Genomic DNA, 17,677 nt, shown 5'->3' with positions numbered 1-17,677 from the left:
GGCAGCCCGCGAACGACCGGTGAATCGAGCGACCGCAACGCCCCGGCTCCGCCGGCCGGCGCCCATGACAGCGACCAGCAGGGCCAGCCTTCGAGCCTGATCCCCGCCGAGCCGACCGCGCCGACGGCGCCGGCCGCCAAGGAGCCTCCCGCGCAGGCCAATCCCGAGGCGGTCGACCGGGCGAAGGATCTCGAGGTCGGCGGCCCGACCAAGGACCTGAACGCGCCGCTGCCGACGCCGCAGCCGCTTCCGAAGGAGTAGAGGCACGGGCCGGGTGCGGGGCTCCGGACGGTCCCGCCCCTCGCGTGTCAGGCGCGTTCCGCCGGCATGGCTCCGGGCGCGCCCCTTGCTCTAAGGCGGCCGCGCCCCGGCATCGTGCCGGATTGAAAACCGCGTAGGACCCCTTGGCTGACCGAAGTTCCGTTGGGGAGGAGCGCCGGGCGCCCCTCCCGCTGCTCGTTGCCGTGACCATGACCGGGACGGTGGCGCTGCACATCTTCGTGCCGGCGCTGGCGGCGGCGGCCGTGGACCTCGGCACCAACGCCGCCGGCGCGCAACTGACGATCACCGTCTACCTGATCGGGCTTGCGGGCGGTCAGCTGCTCTACGGCCCGCTCTCGGACCGGTACGGCCGGCGGCCGGTCCTGATCGGCGGCCTCGGCCTCTATCTCGCCGGATTGCTGCTCGCGATCCCGGCGCCGAACATCGGCGTCCTGCTCGTCGCCCGGGTCCTGCAATCGCTCGGCGCCTGCGGCTCCCTGGTGATCGGCCGGGCGATGGTGCGCGACGTCTCCACCCGCGAGGACGCCGCCCGGAAGCTCGCGATCCTCACCACTGCGATGACGCTCACGCCCGCCCTGGCGCCGGCGATCGGCGGCGTCGTGACCGAGGCCTTCGGCTGGCGCGCCGTGTTCGTGGTGCTGGCCGGCCTCGTCGCCCTGCTGGGCGCGCTCGTGGTCTTCACCCTGCCCGAGACCAACCGCCACAAGGTGGCGCTGCCGGGATTCGTCGCGGTTCTGTCCGGCTACCTCCGGCTCGTGCGGATCCCCGTGTTCCGCGCCTATCTGGTGGCGGGGGCCTGCGGCGGGACGAGCCTCTACGCCTTCCTGGCCGTGGCGCCGTTCCTCCTCGTGGACCGGCTCGGGCGCTCCTCTCAGGAGGTGGGATTCGACTGCCTGATCGTCGTGTTCGGCATGGTCGGCGGGGCCGTCCTGGCGAGCCGGCTCGCCGCCAGGGTGCCGATCCGAAAGGCGGCGCGGAGCGGCAATCTCCTCTGCATCGCCGCGGCGCTGACGCTGCTGATCGTGGACCGCACCGGGATGCTCGGCGTCGTCAGCCTGATCGTGCCGCTCTTCGCCTACGCGGTGGGCGTCGGCCTGCTCAGCCCCAACGCGGTGGCGGGGCTGATGAACGTCGATCCGCACGCGGCCGGGTCCGCCTCGAGCCTCTACGGCTTCACGCAGATGACCTTCGGGGCGCTGTTCACGGCGGCCGCCTCCGCCTGGCCCGCGACCTCGGCGACGCCGGTGGCGCTGGCGCTCCTCTCCGCCGGGCTGATCGCCGCGCTGGCGCTCCGGCGGGCCTGACGGGCTCGCGCTCGCCGACGGCGTCAGTTTCCGTCGCCGCCATGGCCCCCGCGCGCTGCCGGAAGCGCGCGGCGGTGTCCCTTAAAGCGACGCGCCGCGGGCCTCGACGAGGCCGGACGCGCCTGCGCTGAAGCCGTCGGCCAGTTCCAGCCACAGCAGGCGCGCGGGGTCGACCGGTCCCGGCAGGCTCAGGCGCCCGGGCGGGACCGGCGTGAAGCCGAAGCGGGCGTAGTAGGGCGCGTCGCCGACGAGGATCACGAGACCCTCGCCCGCCTGCCGCGCCCCCTCGATCGCCGCGCGGGTCAGGGTACCGCCGATGCCGCGGCCCGCGAAGCTCGGATCGACGGCCAGCGGACCGAGCATCACGAAGGATGTCGCCCCGGTCCGCACGGGCCCCATCCGGACCGAGCCGACGAGGAAGCTGCCCACCGAGGCGGTGATGCCGAGATCGATCCGCTCGGCCGCGCCCTCGCGGAGGCGGTAGGCGGTACGGGCGAAGCGGCCGGGGCCGAAGGCCCGGGCATGGAGCCGCTCGATGGCGGGGGCATCCTCCGGCCGCTCGGGCCGGATGACGAGGGACAGATCGGTCACGGGTTGCTCGCGGCTCGGACCGGCGCCGCGTAGCAGCGCCGGGCCGGACCCGCAAACCGCCGCGCTACTCGGCGGCCGCCAGAGTGGGCCGTCCGCCGCCCTGGGTCAGCCGCAGGAAGCCGAGGGCCGAGAGCCAGATCACCGCGCCGCAGGCGGAGGCGACGCCGAGAACCAGCGCGAAGCCGCCGCGGTCATGCAGGAGGGCGATCGCCGGCACCACGAAGCCGCTCGCCGTGAAGCCCACGAAGTAGCGCAGGCTGTAGGCCCGGGCCCGGTAGACGGGCGGGACGTAGCGGGCGATCATCGCGTCGTTGATCACCACCTGCCCGTAGATCGCCGTCATGGCCAGCACGAGCCCGGCGAGCAGCGGCAGGCCGGTGGAGAGGGCGGCGATCCCGAGCCCCACCGGCTGCAGCACCGAGAGCGCCACGAACAGGGACGGCAGGCTGTAGCGGTCGATGAGGCGGCCCATGGCCAGCTGCATCAGCGCGCCGAACAGGAACACGCCGGTGGCGAGGGAGCCGGTGAGCGCCAGGGGCAGCGCCTGCCCGACGCCCTCGTCGATCACCTTCGGCAGGCTGATCGTCGTCAGGTTGAAGGTCAGGCCGCCCGCGAAGATCGACAGGGCGAACATCGCCAGCAGCGCCCAGGGCCGGGTCACCGGGATCACCGCCGCGCCGCCGGCCTTCTGTCCCGAGCCGTCCCCGTCGCCCGGCACCAGGGCCAGGAAGGCGGCCCCGCAGGCGAGGCAGACGAGGCCCGGGACCACGAAGGCCGCGCGCCAACTGACGGTGGCGGCGAGCAGCGCCGTGAGTCCGGAAGCCGAGGCCGCGCCGAAATTGCCCCAGACGCCGTTGATGCCGAGGTCGCGCCCGAGCCGGCGGGCATGGGTCACCAGCATGGCCGAGCCGACCGGGTGGTAGATCGCCGAGGCGAGCCCGAGCACGCAGAGCCAGAGGGCGAAGGCCAGCGGCGTCGAGGCGCTCGCGACGCCGAGGCAGGACAGGCCGTAACCGAAGAAGAACACCGCCAGCATGTTGCGCCGCCCGAACCGGTCGGCGAGCGAACCCATCGGGAGGGAGCACAGGCCGAAGGCCACGAAGGCGCCGGTGGCGAGCCCGATCAGCTCGCCGTAGCCGAGCCCCGTCTGGGCCGCGATGGCGATGACGGCGGTCGGGTAAATCAGCAGTACGAAATGGTCGAGGGCATGCGCGACGTTGACGAAGCGCAGGGTGCGGCGGGACAGCGTATCGGAATCCATCGCGGCGTATCCTCCGGGACTGCGCGCTGATAGCCTGACCCGATGGTGGTGTTGGGCCGGATATGTATGCGAACGGGCCAATGTTGACGGAGGCACCTGTCGCCGCGAAGCGGTCGACCGAGGCGGCCGACTATCAGGACGTCCCGCGCCCGGTCGCAGTGATGCCCAAGACCTACGCGGCCGGGATGCATCTCGCCCGGCACTTCCATCCCCGCGCGCAGCTGCTCTACGCCACGGCCGGGCTGATGATGGCGTTCGCGGAGGACGGCACCTGGGTGGTTCCCGAGGGGCACGCGCTCTGGATCCCGCCGCGGCTGCCGCACGCGGTCGCGACCCACGGCGCCGTCTCGATGTGCTCGGCCTATCTGGATCCCGCCGCGGTTCGGTCCTTCCCGGCGAGTTGCCGGGTGATCGCGGTGTCGCGGCTCCTCGCCTCCGCGCTTACGGCGCTGGCCGAGGAGCCTGTGCTTTACGCAGAGGATGGCCGTGGCGGCCATCTCGCCGCTCTGGTCCTCGACGAGATCGGCCGGGCCCCCGCCACGCCGCTCGCCCTGCCACTCCCGCGCGACGCACGCCTGCGCCGGGTCTGCCTGGAGCTGATCGAGAATCCGGCCTCGGAGGACGACCTCGATGCCTGGGCCGACCGGGCCGGGGCGAGCCGGCGGACGCTGACCCGGGGGTTCCGCGCCGAGACGGGCCTGAGTTTCGGTGATTGGCGGGCCCGGGCCCGGGTGATCCGCGCACTCGCGCTTGCGGCCGAAGGACGCCCGCCCCGGGTTGTGGCGGCGGCGGTGGGGTATCGAAGTGTCCAGACACTACGACTGACAGTGGCGCGGGTGCTCGACGCTCACCCTCCCCGCTCGGCAACCTGATCGGGACCGACTCTCAAGCCTGTGCAGAGGGCTCAAGCGATGCGGACGGTTCCTGCGCCGCCGCGACGGACCGAGCCAGGTCGACGGCTTGGTTGCGGATGTCCGGCACGGCCGTGCATTCCCAGTATGCGCCGCGGAGCAACGGGCCCAGAGTCCAGAGGCGCGCCGCTGTATCGGATGCACCCAGGACCGTCAGATCGGGGCGCACGGCAAGACCGAGGCCGAACGGACCGGCTCGGACAAGGCCGCGACCGATCAGATTGCGCAGAAGCGGGTCGGTCGTATCCGCGACCCGTCCGACGCCGCGAACATCGAAGATGCGCTGCACGCCGAGGGTTCTGGGTTCGGATGCCCCCCGCGGCCGGTACGTGACGCGCGCTTCACCGGTCTGATCCTCGATCGCCACCAGCTTTCCGGCGAGCACCTGAAGCGAGCCGGCTTCGATCTCGTCGGCGATGGCCGCGCCCGTGGGCGGTGCGGAGCGGTGCCGATGCGTGTCCCAGAACGGGCGGAGATGGCGCAGGAAGCGCGCCTGGTCGGCTGGCGGCAAGCCGAGCCAGAGGGCGTCCGTAACCGGCCGCAGAGCGTCGATCACCCCGTGCCAGTCGATGCGAGCCTCCGCCGCGGAGGCGACCTCCCGGCGGATCCGGCCCAGAAGCCGGGTGATCGAACGGGTCTCTGCGGCCGTGAAGTCCGGACGCGGCCAGGGGTCGGCGCGTACGTGCACGGCCGGGATCCGCCCCCGCCGCGAGAGCGCGATGATCTGCCCGCGAAAGCCATGGCGCCGAAGACTGATCACCGCATCGACCATGCTGAGACCGGTCCCGATGATGAGAACCGGATGATCCGGATGCAGCCGCGCGTCATGCTCCGGATTCCACGGATCGCCCCGGAAGCGGCTTTCCGGTTCCTGGGGCAGGGCGAGGTTGCCCATCGCCAGCACCGCACCCGCGACATCGACGCGTCGGCCGCCCTCGGCAACCATGATCAGACGGTCCTCGTCCGGCACGAGGTCGATGATCATGTCGTTGATCAGGTGCAGCCGCGGCGTCGAACCGCCTGTCACCGCTTCGGTCAGAAGCGCCGCCAGATAATCTCCGTATAGCCCGCGTGCCGCGAAGGTCCCGGCCGGGGTCCGCCAGATGCCCACATGTCCGTGCCCGATCGCGGGGTTGCCGGCACCGGTGCCCGCCTCACCCGCGGCGATCTTCGAAAGCCAGTCTTCGAAATGGGAGGGCCGGTCGGGATAGGCGCTCATGTTGGCGGCGCGCACGTTGAGCAGGTGGTCGGGGTTCCCGGTGGCGTAGGCGCGACCGCTCCCGAAGCGCTCCGCCCGTTCACACAACAGAACCGACTGGTGCGGCGGCAAGCGGGCGAGCAGCTGTATCGCCGCCATCGTGCCGCTGAAGCCTGCCCCGATGACGGCAATGGGAGCGGGGTGCGGCCCGGATTTCAAGCTTTCGTCCTGGTCCGACATCGACGACGAGCCTGCGCCAGAAGACAATGCCACGACCCATCTGCCTAAAGTCGCGGATCAGGATCGATCCTGCCTTGACATTGCCAGCAAAGGCGATCTGTGTCAGCCGGCGTATGCGGGTTGAAGGGGCTGGATCGGGGTGAATCTTTTCTGTCCCGCGGGATAAGAAAGAAATTTCAGCGATCCGTATCCTTTCGTATAGTGTGGGCGCCCTGGAAAATATTCACGTCGCCCGCGCGGAGAAGTCGATCCGCGGGTCGATCCAGACGTAGATCAGGTCGGAGAGCAGGTTCACCGCGAGACCAAGCAGCGAAAAGATGTAGAGGGTGGCGAACACCACCGGATAGTCGCGCCCGACGATCGCCCGGAACGACAGCTCGCCCAGGCCGTCGAGGGAGAAGATCGTCTCGATCAGCAGCGAGCCGGTGAAGAAGGCCGAGATGAAGGCCCCGGGGAAGCCCGCGATCACGATCAGCATGGCGTTGCGGAACACGTGGCCGTAGAGCACGCGCCGCTCGGAGAGCCCCTTCATCCGTGCGGTGAGCACGTACTGCTTGCGGATCTCGTCGAGGAACGAGTTCTTCGTGAGCAGGGTCGAGGTTGCGAAGGCGCCGATCACCAGGGCGGTGAGCGGCAGCACCATGTGCCACGCGTAGTCGGTCACCTTGTGCCAGGTCGAGAAGCTCTCCCAGCCCTCGCTGGTCAGCCCGCGCAGCGGGAACCATTGGTAGAACGATCCACCGGCGAAGAGGATGATGAGCATCAGTCCGAACATGAAGCCCGGGATCGCGTAGCCGATGATCACCACGAAGGAGGTCGCGCGGTCGAACTGCGTGCCGTCTGCCACCGCCTTGCGGATGCCCAGTGGGATCGAGATCGCGTAGGACAGGAGCGTCATCCACAGGCCGAGCGAGATCGAGACCGGCAGCCGCTCCTTGATCAGCTGGATGACGGTGACATCGCGGAAGTAGCTGCGTCCGAAATCGAATCGGACATAGTCCCAGAGCATCTTGGCGAAGCGCTCGGGTGCAGGCTTGTCGAAGCCGAACTGCTTCTCGAGCTTGGCGATGAATTCCGGGCTCAACCCTTGAGCGCCGCGATAGCGGGAGCTGGCGTCGCCGCCACCGCCCGACGGCCGGCTGGCACCGCCGAGGTCGCCCGATCCGCCGGTGACACGGGACATGGCTCCGTCGCGCTGCCCCTGGAGCTGCGACAGAACCCGCTCCACCGGGCCGCCTGGGGCGAACTGCACGATCGTGAAGGTGATCAGCATGATCCCGAACAGGGTCGGGATCATCAGGCCGATGCGGCGCAGGATGTAGGCGAGCATGGCGTCAGTCCCGGCCGATTCGCTTGGCCTTGTCGGCGTCGAACCACCACGTCCCGGGGGCGCCGAGATCGTATTTCGGCGGCGTGGCCGGGCGGCCGAACACGTCCCACAGGGCGAGGCGGTGGGTCGAGGCGTACCACATCGGCACCCAGTAGCGCCCGGCCCGCAGGACCCGGTCCAGAGCTCGGCAGGCGGTGGTCAGGTCCGCCCGCGACGTCGCGTCGGCGACGGCGGTGAGCAGCGCGTCGATCGCCGGGTTCGCGATCCCCGAGAGGTTGTTGGAGCCCGCGGTCCCGGCGGATCGGGAGCCGTAGGTCTCGCGTAGCTCCGCGCCGGGGGTGAGCCCGCTGCTGTAGCGGCGCGGCGTCACGTCGAAGTCGAAATCCTTGAGCCGCGCCTGGTACTGGGACGGGTCGACCGTGCGCAGGCTCGCCTTGATGCCGAGCAGCCCCAGGTTGCGGATGAACGGCTGCGTGACCGCCTGGAAGACCGGATCCTCATCGAGGAACTCGAGGGTCAGGGGCTGGCCGCCGGGCAGCATGAGGTTGCCACCATGGCGGGTGCAGCCGGCCTCCCGCAGGAGCGCGTCGGCGCGCTTGAGCAGCGCCCGGTCCTGGCCGGACCCGTCGGAGACCGGCGGCGTCCAGGCCTCGCCGAATACCTCCGGCGGCAGGTCCTTGAACGGCTCCAGCAGGGCGAGTTCCTCGGCCGAGGGCTTGCCGGTCGCCTTGAGGTCGGAATTCTCGAAGAACGAGGCCGTGCGCGTGTAGGCGCCGTACATCAGGTTGCGGTTCGACCATTCGAAATCGAAGCACAGGCCGATCGCCTCGCGCACCCGCGGGTCGCGGAACGCCGCGCGGCGGGTGTTGATCCACCAGCCCTGGGTGCCGCTCGGCCGGGCATCCGGCACCATCTCGCGGACCACGCGACCCTCGGTCATCGCCGGGAAATCGTATCCGGTCGCCCAGACCCGGGCGGTGAACTCCTCGCGGAACGTGAAGGCGCCGCTCTTGAACGCCTCGAACGCCACGGTACGGTCGCGGAAATACTCGTAGCGGATCGCGTCGAAATTGTTCTGGCCGACATTCACCGGCAGCTCGGCGGCCCAGTAATCCGGCACGCGCTCTAGGCCGATGGACCGGCCCGGATCGACCGTGCCGACCCGGTAGGGCCCGGAGCCGAGGGGCGCCTCCAGGGTCGAGGCCTCGAAGTCCCGGCCGGCGTAGTAGGCGGCGGAGAAGAGCGGCAGCTGCGCGACGAACAGCGGCAGGTCCCGGGCGCGGCCCGGCTCGAAGGTCACCACCAGCCGCCCGTCGCCCTCGGCCCGGGCGTCGGTCATGGGCCGGATCACCTCGGCAATCTCGGGGTGGCCCTTGTCGCGCAGGAGCTTGAGGCTGAAGGCCGCGTCCCGCGCGGTCAGCGGCGAGCCGTCGTGGAACCGCGCCTGCGGGCGCAGGGCGAAGGTGTAGGTCAGGCCGTCCGGACTGACCGTGACGGCGCGCGCCACCAGCCCGTAGAGGGCGTCCGGCTCGTCGAGGGCCCGGACCATCAGGCTGTCGAAGGTCAGGGGCATGCCGGCGGCCCCGTCGCCGCGCAGCACGTAGATGTTGAGCGTGTTGAAGGTGTTGAGCGACTGGTTTCCTGTCGTCGCGGCGAGCTGCGCCGAGAAGCGCCCGCCGCGCGGTGCCATCGGGTTCACGTAGTCGAAATGCGCGAAGTCGGGTCCGTATTTCAGCTCGCCGAAGCTGGACAGGCCGTGGCGCTCGGCGGCGTCGGCCGCCTTGGCGCGGCGCCACGGCGGCATCGCCGCGAGGGCGCCGGCCCCGAGGACCAGCCCGCGTCGGGTCGGCAACCCGGGACCGCCCGTCAACGGGGCGCCCCGGTCTTGGCCGCGAGCTTCTCGTCGTACCACCACGTCGTCGGGAAGCCGGAGCTGGCATAGAGCGGCAGGATCGCCGGGTGGCCGAACCGGTTCCAGCGCAGCGTCCGCTGCTGGTCGGAGGACCATTGCGGGACGACGTAATCGTGCGCCAGGAGCACGCGGTCGAGGGCCCGCGTCGCCGCGATCACGGTGTGCCGGTCCTTGGCGAAGATCACCTTCTCGATCAGGGCGTCGATTCCGGGATCCTTGATGCCGATCAGGTTGCGCGAACCGGGCTTGTCGGCCGCCGCCGAGCCCCAGTACTCGCGCTGCTCGTTGCCCGGCGAGAGCGACTCGCCCCACGACGTCGTGGTGACATCGAAATCGAAGTTGCGGATGCGGTTCTGGTATTGGGCCTGATCGATCACCCGGAGGGTGGCGTCGATGCCGATCAGCTTCAGCTGCGCCGAGAACGGCAGGATCACGCGCTCGAACGTGTTCTGGAACTCCAGGAACTCGACGGTCAGCGGCTCGCCGGTCGCCTTGCTGACCATCTTGCCGCCGCGCAGCTCGAAGCCGGCCTCGCGCAGCAGGCCGACGGCCTCGCGCAGGTTCTTGCGCACCGCCTCTGGGCCGTCGTTGATTGGGTTGGCGTAGGGCGTGGTGAAGACGGCAGGCGGGACCTTGTCCCGGACGCTCTCGAGGATCGCCTTCTCCTCGCCCTCCGGCAGGCCCGATGAGGCGAGTTCAGAGCCGAAGAAGTAGGAGTTGATGCGCTTGTACAGGCCGTAGAACAGGGCCTTGTTCATCTCCTCGTAGTTCATCGCGAGGTTGAAGGCCCGGCGGACGCGCGGGTCCTTGAACTTGTCCCGGCGGGTGTTGAACGCGAAGGCCTGCATGATGCCCATGCCGCGCTCGGGGAAGGCCTCCTTGATCAGCCGCCCCTCCTTCACGGCCGGGAAATCCTCGTAGGCGGTCGCCCAGTTCCGGGCGATGTTCTCCACGCGGAAGTCGTAGAGATCGCCTTTCAGCGCCTCGACCAGCACGGTGCCGTCGCGGAAATACTCGTAGCGCTCGGTGTCGAAGTTGTAGCGCCCGGCATTCACCGGCAGGTCCTTGCCCCAGTAGTCGGGGACGCGGGTGTAGGTCGTGGTGCGGCCCGGCTCGAACTTCGCGAGCCGGTAGGGGCCCGAGCCGAGCGGCGGCTCCAGGGTGGTCTCGGTGACGCTGCGCGGCTTGCCGTTGGCGTCCTGGGCGGTCCACCAGTGCTTGGGCAGGACGCGCAGCTGCCCGATCACCTGCGGCAGCTCGCGGTTGCCGGTCTCCGTGAAGGTGAAGGTAACCTCGCGCGGCCCGGTCACCGCGGCCTTGGCCACGGTCTGGTAATAGGCGGCGTAGAACGGGCTGTTGGCCTTCAGCACGTCGAAGGACCAGACCACGTCCTCGGGGGTGATCGGCTTGCCGTCGTGCCAGCGGGCGTTTTCGCGCAGCCGGTACGAGACCGAGCCGAGATCGGGGGCGATCCGCACAGCCTCGGCGAGCAGGCCGTAGGAGGTGAACGGCTCGTCCGAGGACTCGGTCATCAGCGAATCGTAGATCTGCTGGATGCCGTTCTCGAGGTCGCCCTTCAGGCCGGCGACGACGATGTTGAAATTGTCGAAGCCGCCCTGGGCCCCGAACCGGACCATCCCGCCCTTGGGCGCGGCCGGGTCGGCATAGTCGAAATGCTTGAAGTCGGAGCCGTATTTCGGCTGGCCCATCAGCGTGATCGCGTGGGTCCACTGGCCGTTGGCGGCCGGCAGGGTGGCCGGCGTCGACGGCATCGCGACCGGTTCCTGCGCGTGGGCCGGAACGAGCTGGAGGCAGGCGAGGAGGAGCGTCGCGGCGAGGAGGCGTCCAGTCACGGTCTGCGCTGTCACGGGCAGGCTGTCTCCGTTGCATCGGGCCCGCGCGGGCGCGGACAACTTGAAAATATCAGGGGGTCATAGGACGCGGGCCGCCATCCGTCGACCATGCGGGGCCGCACGCCGTCCGGCGCGAGCGACGCCATTCCCCATCCGAAGGCCTGTCACGCCGCCCGGCCCCGTCTGCCCTCGACCAGCCACATGGCGAGCAGGGCGGCCGCCAGGGCGGCCAGCGCCGCGAGGCCGAGTGCCAGGGGATAGACCTCGACGCCGCGGATATTGGCGCTGTCGCTCGGCCGGAAGCCGATCCAGTCGCTGCCCGCGAGGCGACCGCCGCGCACCAGGGCGAGGCGCGGGACCTGGATGCCGCCGCCGGCCTCGGCGACCCGGCGCACCGAGCCGCTCGATCCGTCGGCCACGGCCTTCAGGCGCTCGGTGTCGCTGAACACGTCGGCGAGTTCGCGCGGATTGGCCGGGCCGACGCTGACGAAGGCCACGAGGTTTCCCGAGCGCAGCGTGTGCAGCCCCAGTGTTTCCGCATCGAAGGTCGCCGTGAACAGACCCGGTTCACCGGGCTTCAAGGTGAGGGTCGTCACCTTGCCCGTGGGACCGGTGACGGTGACCGGCTCGGCCTGATCCGCCATGGTCTGGCGCTCCACCCGGACCTCGCGGCCGCGTCCGGTGGTCTGCGCGCGCAGCGCCTCCTCCTCCAGGGCCGGCTCCTTCATGAGCCAGTGGCCGAGGCGGCGCAGCAGATCCAGGTACGGCCCGCCCTCCTGGTAGCCCCGGGCCCACAGCCAGGCGTGGTCGGACAGGAGCAGGGCGACCCGGCCCTTGTCCTCGCGCGAGAGGGCGAGCAGCGGCAGCCCCTCGGCCCCCGACAGGATCGGCTGGATGCCGGGGCGGGTGCGCGCCTCCACGATGCGCAGCCAGTCGCCCCAGGCGGGCGGGTTCGCATCCGAGCCCGGCAGGGCCCGGGTCACCGGGTGGCGCTGGCCGACCTGCGTCGGCGTCGCCTTGTAGGGCTTCTCGACCACGCGCCCGTCCGGGTCGCCCGGCAGGATCCCGGCCAGCCGGGTGCGCGCCAGGCTCGCCGGTCCGGCGAATTCGGGCCCGGCCGCGATGAGGAGTGCGCCGCCCTCGCGGACGTAGCGGACGATGTTGTCGAAATAGGCCTGCGGCAGCACGCTCTGATTGGCGTAGCGGTCGAAGATGATCAGGTCGAAGTCCTTGATCTTCTGGACGAACAGCTCGCGCGTCGGGAAGGCGATCAGGGAGAGTTCCGAGATCGGCGTGCCGTCCTGCTTCTCCGGAGGGCGCAGGATGGTGAAGTGGACGAGGTCGACATTGGCGTCCGACTTCAGAAGGTTGCGCCATGTGCGCTCGCCCTGGTGCGGCTCGCCGGAGACGAGGAGCACCCTGAGCTTCTCGCGGATCCCCTCGATGGGCAGGACCGCGCGGTTGTTCACCGTGGTCAGCTCGCCCGGCAGCGGCTCGACCTCGATCTCGACGACGTTCGGGCCGCCATGCTCGATGCGCAGGTTGAGGGAGAACGGCTTGTCGGTGGCGACGTCCCGCCGGCCGATCTCCTCGCCGTCGCGGCGCACGGTGACGACGGCGTGGCCGGTCCCGCCGCGCTCCATGACCTCGGCGCGGATCGTCAGATCCTTGCCGACGATGCCGAAGCGGGGCGCCTCCAGGAGCTTGATCTGCCGGTCGCGCTCGTCCGGATGACCGGTGACGAGGACGTGGAGCGGCGCCTTGATGCCGAGCTGCGCCAGGGAGGCGGGGATGTCGTGCACCACGCCGTCGGTGAGCATCACGATCCCGGCCAGGCGTTCCGGCGGCACGTCGGCGAGGGCCTGGCTCAGGGCCGTGAATAGCTTGGTGCCGTCATCGCCGTCCTTGGAATCCGGCACGTCGATGAAGCGGGGCTCGATGTCGGTGAGCGCACCGAACCGGCTCTGCAGCTCGGCACGGACCGCGTCGGTCATCTGCGGCCGGTCGCCCAGGGCCTGGGATCCGGACCGGTCGACCACGATGGCGGCGACGTCCTTCACGGGCTCCCGGTCCTCGCGCACCAGCGCCGGGTTGGTGAGCGCTGCCAGAACGAGAGCCAGGACGAGCACGCGCAGCAGAGCGGTCCGGCCCCGGGCCAGGACGGCGAACACCGCCAGGACGACGACGATGACGCCCAGGACGGCGATCGCCGGCCAGGGGAGGAGGGGGGTGAAGCTGAGGCTCAGCATGATGGTCCGGCCTCCGGGATGCGTATGCGGGACGAGGCGGTCGACCGATCAAATCCCCTCATCCTGAGGCGCCGCGTCAACGGCCTCGAAGGAGGGCTCCAGGGATCGCCGAGACCTCTGGAGGGCTCCTCCGAGGCGCCCGCTGCGCGGCCGCACCTCAGGACGAGGACGATGGATGGGAGCACGCGCGGCCTTGGGAACGTCGCGACGGTCGTCACTGCCCCAGCCGCTCCAGCAGCGCGGGCACGTGGACCTGATCCGCCTTGTAGTTGCCGGTGAGCGTGTACATCACGATGTTCACGCCGCCCCGGAACGCCATCTCGCGCTGGCGCTGGTCACCGCCCACGACGGGATAGAGCGGCTCGCCCCGACGCCCCACCGCCCAGGCGGCGGCGAGGTCGTTGCTCGTGATGATGATCGGGCTCACGCCGTCGCCGGCGCGGGCGGGACGGCGTTCGACGCCATCGGCGGCCGGTGGCAGAGCCTCCACCCAGGTCTGGCCGGTGGCGTAGCGACCCGGAAAGCTGTCCACCAGGTAGAACGCCTTGGTCAGCACGTGGTCGAGGGGCACCGGCTCCAGCTCCGGGACCTCGAGCGTCGCCAGCATCTTGCGGAGATACGCCGCCTCCGGGGTGGGCGGACCGCCAGGCCGGGCGGTGAGCCCGTCCCGGGTGTCGAATAGGACGGTCCCGCCGTTGCGCATGAACGCGTCGATCTTGCGGATCGCCACGTCCGAGGGCTGCGGCCGGTTCGGGGCGATCGGCCAGTAGATCAGCGGGTAGAAGGCCAACTCGTCCTTGGCTGGATCGATGCCGGCGGGCTCACCCGGCTCCAGGGCGGAGCGCGCGGCGAGCATCTGGGTCAGCCCGGTGAGGCCGGTCCGGCTCGCCTCGTCGACGGCGGCGTCGCCCGTGATCACGTAGGCGAGGCGCGTGACCAGTGCCGATTTGACGCCGTTCGGCCGGTTGGCCGGCGGCTCCTCGGCCTGGGCAGGGTGCACCGGCAGGGCGGCGAGCAGGAGCAGGGCGCCGAGAGCCAGAGCGGCCGGCCGCCCGCGGAGGCGAGCCGCCAGGCCTCCGCGACGCAGGAAGCCGCCGAGCCACAGGCCCGCCAGTGTGTCGAGGGCCAGCAGAAGCAGCGCCAGGGTGAACAGGCTCGGTCGCAGGTCCAGGGTCTCGGCGCCCGCCAGGGATCCGAACCGGGCGCCGTCGAGGGCTGCGGCGTCGAGGGGCTTCAACCGATCATCCGGTTTCAGGGCGTTCACGCTGATGCCTCCGTCCGGCGGGCCGTAGAAGCCCGGCGGATGCTCAAGGGTCGCCCGGTCGGCGTAGTCGGCCGACACCGCGGTGGCCGAGGCCGGCGGCGAGCCCAATGCGCCGAACCCGTCGAGGGTCACCCGCGGGGCGAGCACCGGCGCGGTGGCCCGGGAAGGATCCCCCTGCACCGGCGCCGAGGCGCCAGCCAACGCCACGACGCGTCGGAGCATGTCGATGAACAGGCCCGAGAGCGGAAGGTTCGACCACGTCGTGTCGGCGGTGACGTGGAACAGCACGATCGTGCCCTGGCCGCGCTTCTGCGCGGTGACGATCGGGGTGCCGTCCTGGAGGGAGGCCCAGGTCCGGTTCGGCAGGTCGCCGTCCGGCTCGGCCAGAATCTGGCGGCGCACGCCGATATCGGCCGGCGGCGTCAGGCCCGCGAAGGGGCTCTCGGGCGGGAACGGCGCCAAGGTCTTGGGGCTGTCCCACGAGAGGGTGCCGCCGAGCGTCCGGCCGCCCCGGCGCAACCGCACCGGCACCAGCGGATCGTTGCCGGCAGCGAGCCGCGGGCCGGCGAAGCGCAGCAGCATCCCGCCCTCCTTCACGAAGCTCTCGATCCGGGCGGTGGTCTTCTCGTCCAGCGCGCCGACATCGGCCAGAACGAGGACCGAGACTTGATTGTCGAGGAGCTGGTTGATCGACTCGGCGATCCCCTTGGCGCCCCGCGGCTCCTGAACGTCCGCGAAGGGCTGGAGCGCCCGGGACAGGTAGTAGGTCGGCGCCAGCAGGGGCTGTGCCTGGTCGAGGGTGCCGCCGAAGACGAGGCCGACCCGGCGCCGCTTGCCGCGCTCGTCCTGCAGCACCACCGCGCCGGCCGAGCGCTCGCCCGCGATCTCAAGCCGGCTGACGCTGTTGCGCAGCTCCACCGGCAGCTCGAAGGTCGCGTCCGCCTCGGTGGCGTCGGCCGCGAAGGCGAAGTCGCGCTCGGCGAGCGGCAGGCCCTTCTGGTCGAGCGCCCGGATCAAACCGGTATCGCGCCCGTTCGGCGCGGCCCGCAGGGCGTGCGTGACGAGCTTGCCGGCGTTCTCGGTGGCGGTGAGGGCCAGGGCCGGCGGCCTGTCGGCGCGCAGCACCGTGAGGGCGGCGCCCTTGTCGCCGGCGAGATCGGCGAGACCCTTTGCGAAGCGCGTATCGTTCGCGCCGGCGACGCCGTCGCTGATCCAGACGAGGGCGGCACCCCGGTTCTTGTCCAGGAACGTCTCGATCGTGGCGAGATGCGCGTCGCGGGCGGGGAGGATCGGGCGCGGCGCCAGGGCGCGCAGACGCTCCAGGGCGGCGGCCGGCGTCTTCGCCTCGAAGGCCGATGGCGCGTCGGCGAGCCCGATCACCGCCACCGGACGGCCGTCACGGGCCGCGCCCTCCACGGCGTCGGTGGCGACGCGCAGCCGGTCGCGCCAGTCGTGGGCGGCGGGGAAGCCGTTGTCGAGGAGCACGAGGAGGGCGCTGCGGCCGCCTCCGGCCCCGATGCCCCCGGCATTCCAGACCGGGCCGGCCACCGCCAGGATCAGGGCGGCGGCGATCAGAAGCCGGAGGATCAGCAGCCAGGGCGGCGTCCGCGCCGGGGTCTGCCGCTGCGGCATCAGGTCCGCGACGAGCTTCAGCGGCGGGAAATTGATCCGCCGCGGGTGCGGCGGGGTCACCCGCAGCAGGAACCACAGGGCCGGCAGGCCGATCAGGGCGGCGAGCGCCAGCGGGGCGGCGAAGGTCAGACCCAGCATGGCGGCCTCACTCCGTGCCGCGGGCGGCGATCAGCGTGGCGAGCCGCAGGGCCGCCTCGCTCGCCGGCCGGTCCGTCCGATGGATCGTCAGCGTCCAGCCCTGGCCGCGGGTGATCGCCGCAAGGGCGGCCCGGTGCTCGGCGATCCGGGCGCGGTAACGCGCGCCCCAGGCATCGGCGTCGCCGATATCGAGGCTGAGGCCGCCCTCCAGATCGTGCAGGACCGCCTGCCCGGTGAAGGGGAAGGTCTCCTCGATCGGGTCCACCACCATCAGGAGATGGCCGCGGCTGCCGCGGCCGGCGAGGTTCTGCACGGCCGCGGCGATCCGGTCCGGCGCGGTCAGAAAGTCGCCGATGAGCACCACCTCGTCGAAGCGGGCGGGATTGGCCCGGGGCGGCAGGTCCTGGGTGAGGCCCGCAGGGTCGGCCATCAGCGCCTGGGCCAGACGCTCGACGATCCCCCGCGACGCGCTTGCACGGGTCAACCCGAGGAGGCCCACCCGCTCGCCGCCTTCGACGAAGGCGTCCGCCAGGGCCAGACCGAGGACCAGAGCCCGCTCGATCTTGGACGCCGACGCGAGATCCGAAACGAAGCCCATCGAGGCCGAGCGGTCGATCCACAGCCAGATGTTGTGGGCGGCCTCCCATTCCCGTTCGCGCACGTAGAGCCGGTCGTCCCGGGCCGAGCGGCGCCAGTCGACCCGGGCGGCGGCCTCGCCGGTGACGAAGGGGCGGAACTGCCAGAAGCTCTCGCCCGGCCCGGCCCGGCGGCGGCCGTGGAGGCCGTGGGCGAGCAGGCTCGACACGCGCCGCGCCTCCAGGACGAGGCGGGGCAACTTGTCGGAGAGGGCGGCCGCGCCCTCGCTCTCGCGCCGGCCGGGGCTGCGCCTGCCCGCGTCGAGGGCGTTCGTCGCCACCATCGTCAGCGCAGTCCTTCGGCGGGGTTCCGCGCTGACGACGGCTTTGGACCACGCATGTTCTTCACGTTCGCCGGCATCCGCCTCACTCGATACTGCCGAAGGCTCAGAGCTTCTCCGCAAGCTTGGCGATCAGGCCCTCGATGGTCTCGCCGTCGGCGCGGGCGGTGTAGCTCAGCGCCATGCGGTGCTTGAGCACCGGCTCGGCCAGCGCCTTCACGTCGGCCACGGAGGGCGCGACCCGGCCCTCGATCAGGGCCCGGGCGCGGGCGGCGAGCGTCAGGGCCTGGCTGGCGCGGGGGCCCGGCCCCCAGAGGAGCTTGTCCTTCACCAGGGCGTCGCCGCTATCCGGCCGGGCCGCGCGGACGAGGTCGAGGATCGCCTCGACCACGGCCTCCCCCACCGGCAGCCGGCGCACGAGGCGCTGGGCGGTGAGCAGCTGCTCGGTGGACATCACCGCGCGCGGCCGCGCCTCGTCGACGCCGGTGGTCTCGATCAGGATCCGCCGCTCGGCGGCGCGGTCGGGATAGCCGACGTCGATCTCCAGAAGAAAGCGTCGAGCTGCGCCTCGGGCAGGGGGTAGGTGCCTTCCTGCT

The 17,677-nt window shown here is 71.3% G+C and carries 11 protein-coding genes and 2 pseudogenes; 3 read left to right on the top strand and 10 right to left on the bottom strand.

All coding sequences use genetic code 11. The features are described from left to right. Both I53_RS10255 and I53_RS10250 read left to right on the top strand, forming a co-directional pair. Window positions 1-261, top strand: a pseudogene (locus I53_RS10255) (cytochrome c family protein); the annotation flags it as partial. 143 nt (window positions 262-404) lie between these two features. Next, window positions 405-1,586 carry a multidrug effflux MFS transporter gene (locus I53_RS10250; protein WP_043350030.1) on the top strand — a complete coding sequence of 394 codons (1,182 nt, stop codon included), beginning with the start codon at window positions 405-407 and terminating at the stop codon, window positions 1,584-1,586. An 81-nt stretch (window positions 1,587-1,667) separates the two neighbouring features. Here I53_RS10250 and I53_RS10245 read toward each other — a convergent pair whose 3' ends face one another. Further along, window positions 1,668-2,177: a GNAT family N-acetyltransferase gene (locus I53_RS10245; RefSeq protein ID WP_043350027.1), complete on the bottom strand. Its 510-nt coding sequence runs from the start codon at window positions 2,175-2,177 to the stop codon at window positions 1,668-1,670. Between the two features lie 64 nt (window positions 2,178-2,241). Next, window positions 2,242-3,438, bottom strand: coding sequence for an MFS transporter (locus I53_RS10240; protein ID WP_043350026.1), 1,197 nt, complete (start codon window positions 3,436-3,438; stop codon window positions 2,242-2,244). An 80-nt stretch (window positions 3,439-3,518) separates the two neighbouring features. Here I53_RS10240 and I53_RS10235 point away from each other — a divergent pair, with 80 nt between their 5' ends. Then, window positions 3,519-4,310 carry a helix-turn-helix domain-containing protein gene (locus I53_RS10235; RefSeq protein ID WP_043350024.1) on the top strand — a complete coding sequence of 264 codons (792 nt, stop codon included), beginning with the start codon at window positions 3,519-3,521 and terminating at the stop codon, window positions 4,308-4,310. Between the two features lie 13 nt (window positions 4,311-4,323). Here the strand turns inward: I53_RS10235 and I53_RS10230 are convergent, their stop codons facing one another. The 8 genes and pseudogenes from I53_RS10230 to I53_RS10195 form a co-directional block, all read right to left on the bottom strand. Continuing rightward, a complete protein-coding gene (locus I53_RS10230) occupies window positions 4,324-5,787 on the bottom strand; it encodes an FAD/NAD(P)-binding protein (RefSeq protein WP_051044763.1) in 1,464 nt (487 codons plus the stop codon). Between the two features lie 223 nt (window positions 5,788-6,010). Continuing rightward, entirely contained in the window at window positions 6,011-7,117 is a 1,107-nt protein-coding gene (locus tag I53_RS10225) for a microcin C ABC transporter permease YejB (protein WP_043350022.1), read from the bottom strand. Window positions 7,118-7,121: 4 nt separating this feature from the next. Next, window positions 7,122-8,921, bottom strand: a complete 1,800-nt coding sequence (locus I53_RS10220; protein WP_251982282.1) for an extracellular solute-binding protein — start codon at window positions 8,919-8,921, stop codon at window positions 7,122-7,124. A gap of 62 nt (window positions 8,922-8,983) precedes the next feature. Then, complete coding sequence (locus I53_RS10215; RefSeq protein WP_043350017.1) at window positions 8,984-10,897, bottom strand: extracellular solute-binding protein; 1,914 nt, start codon at window positions 10,895-10,897, stop codon at window positions 8,984-8,986. Between the two features lie 149 nt (window positions 10,898-11,046). After that, window positions 11,047-13,131 (bottom strand): membrane protein, encoded by a 2,085-nt coding sequence (locus tag I53_RS10210; protein WP_043350015.1) that lies wholly within the window; start codon window positions 13,129-13,131, stop codon window positions 11,047-11,049. Between the two features lie 214 nt (window positions 13,132-13,345). Beyond that, a complete protein-coding gene (locus I53_RS10205) occupies window positions 13,346-16,165 on the bottom strand; it encodes a DUF4159 domain-containing protein (protein WP_043350012.1) in 2,820 nt (939 codons plus the stop codon). Between the two features lie 7 nt (window positions 16,166-16,172). Beyond that, entirely contained in the window at window positions 16,173-17,084 is a 912-nt protein-coding gene (locus I53_RS10200; protein ID WP_043350010.1) for a DUF58 domain-containing protein, read from the bottom strand. Window positions 17,085-17,187: 103 nt separating this feature from the next. Then, window positions 17,188-17,677, bottom strand: a pseudogene (locus tag I53_RS10195) (AAA family ATPase); the annotation flags it as partial.

Source organism: Methylobacterium sp. B1, from assembly GCF_000333255.1.
In the GTDB taxonomy this organism is placed as follows: Bacteria; Pseudomonadota; Alphaproteobacteria; order Rhizobiales; family Beijerinckiaceae; genus Methylobacterium; species Methylobacterium fujisawaense.
This window is presented reverse-complemented; position numbering and strand designations above follow the sequence as displayed.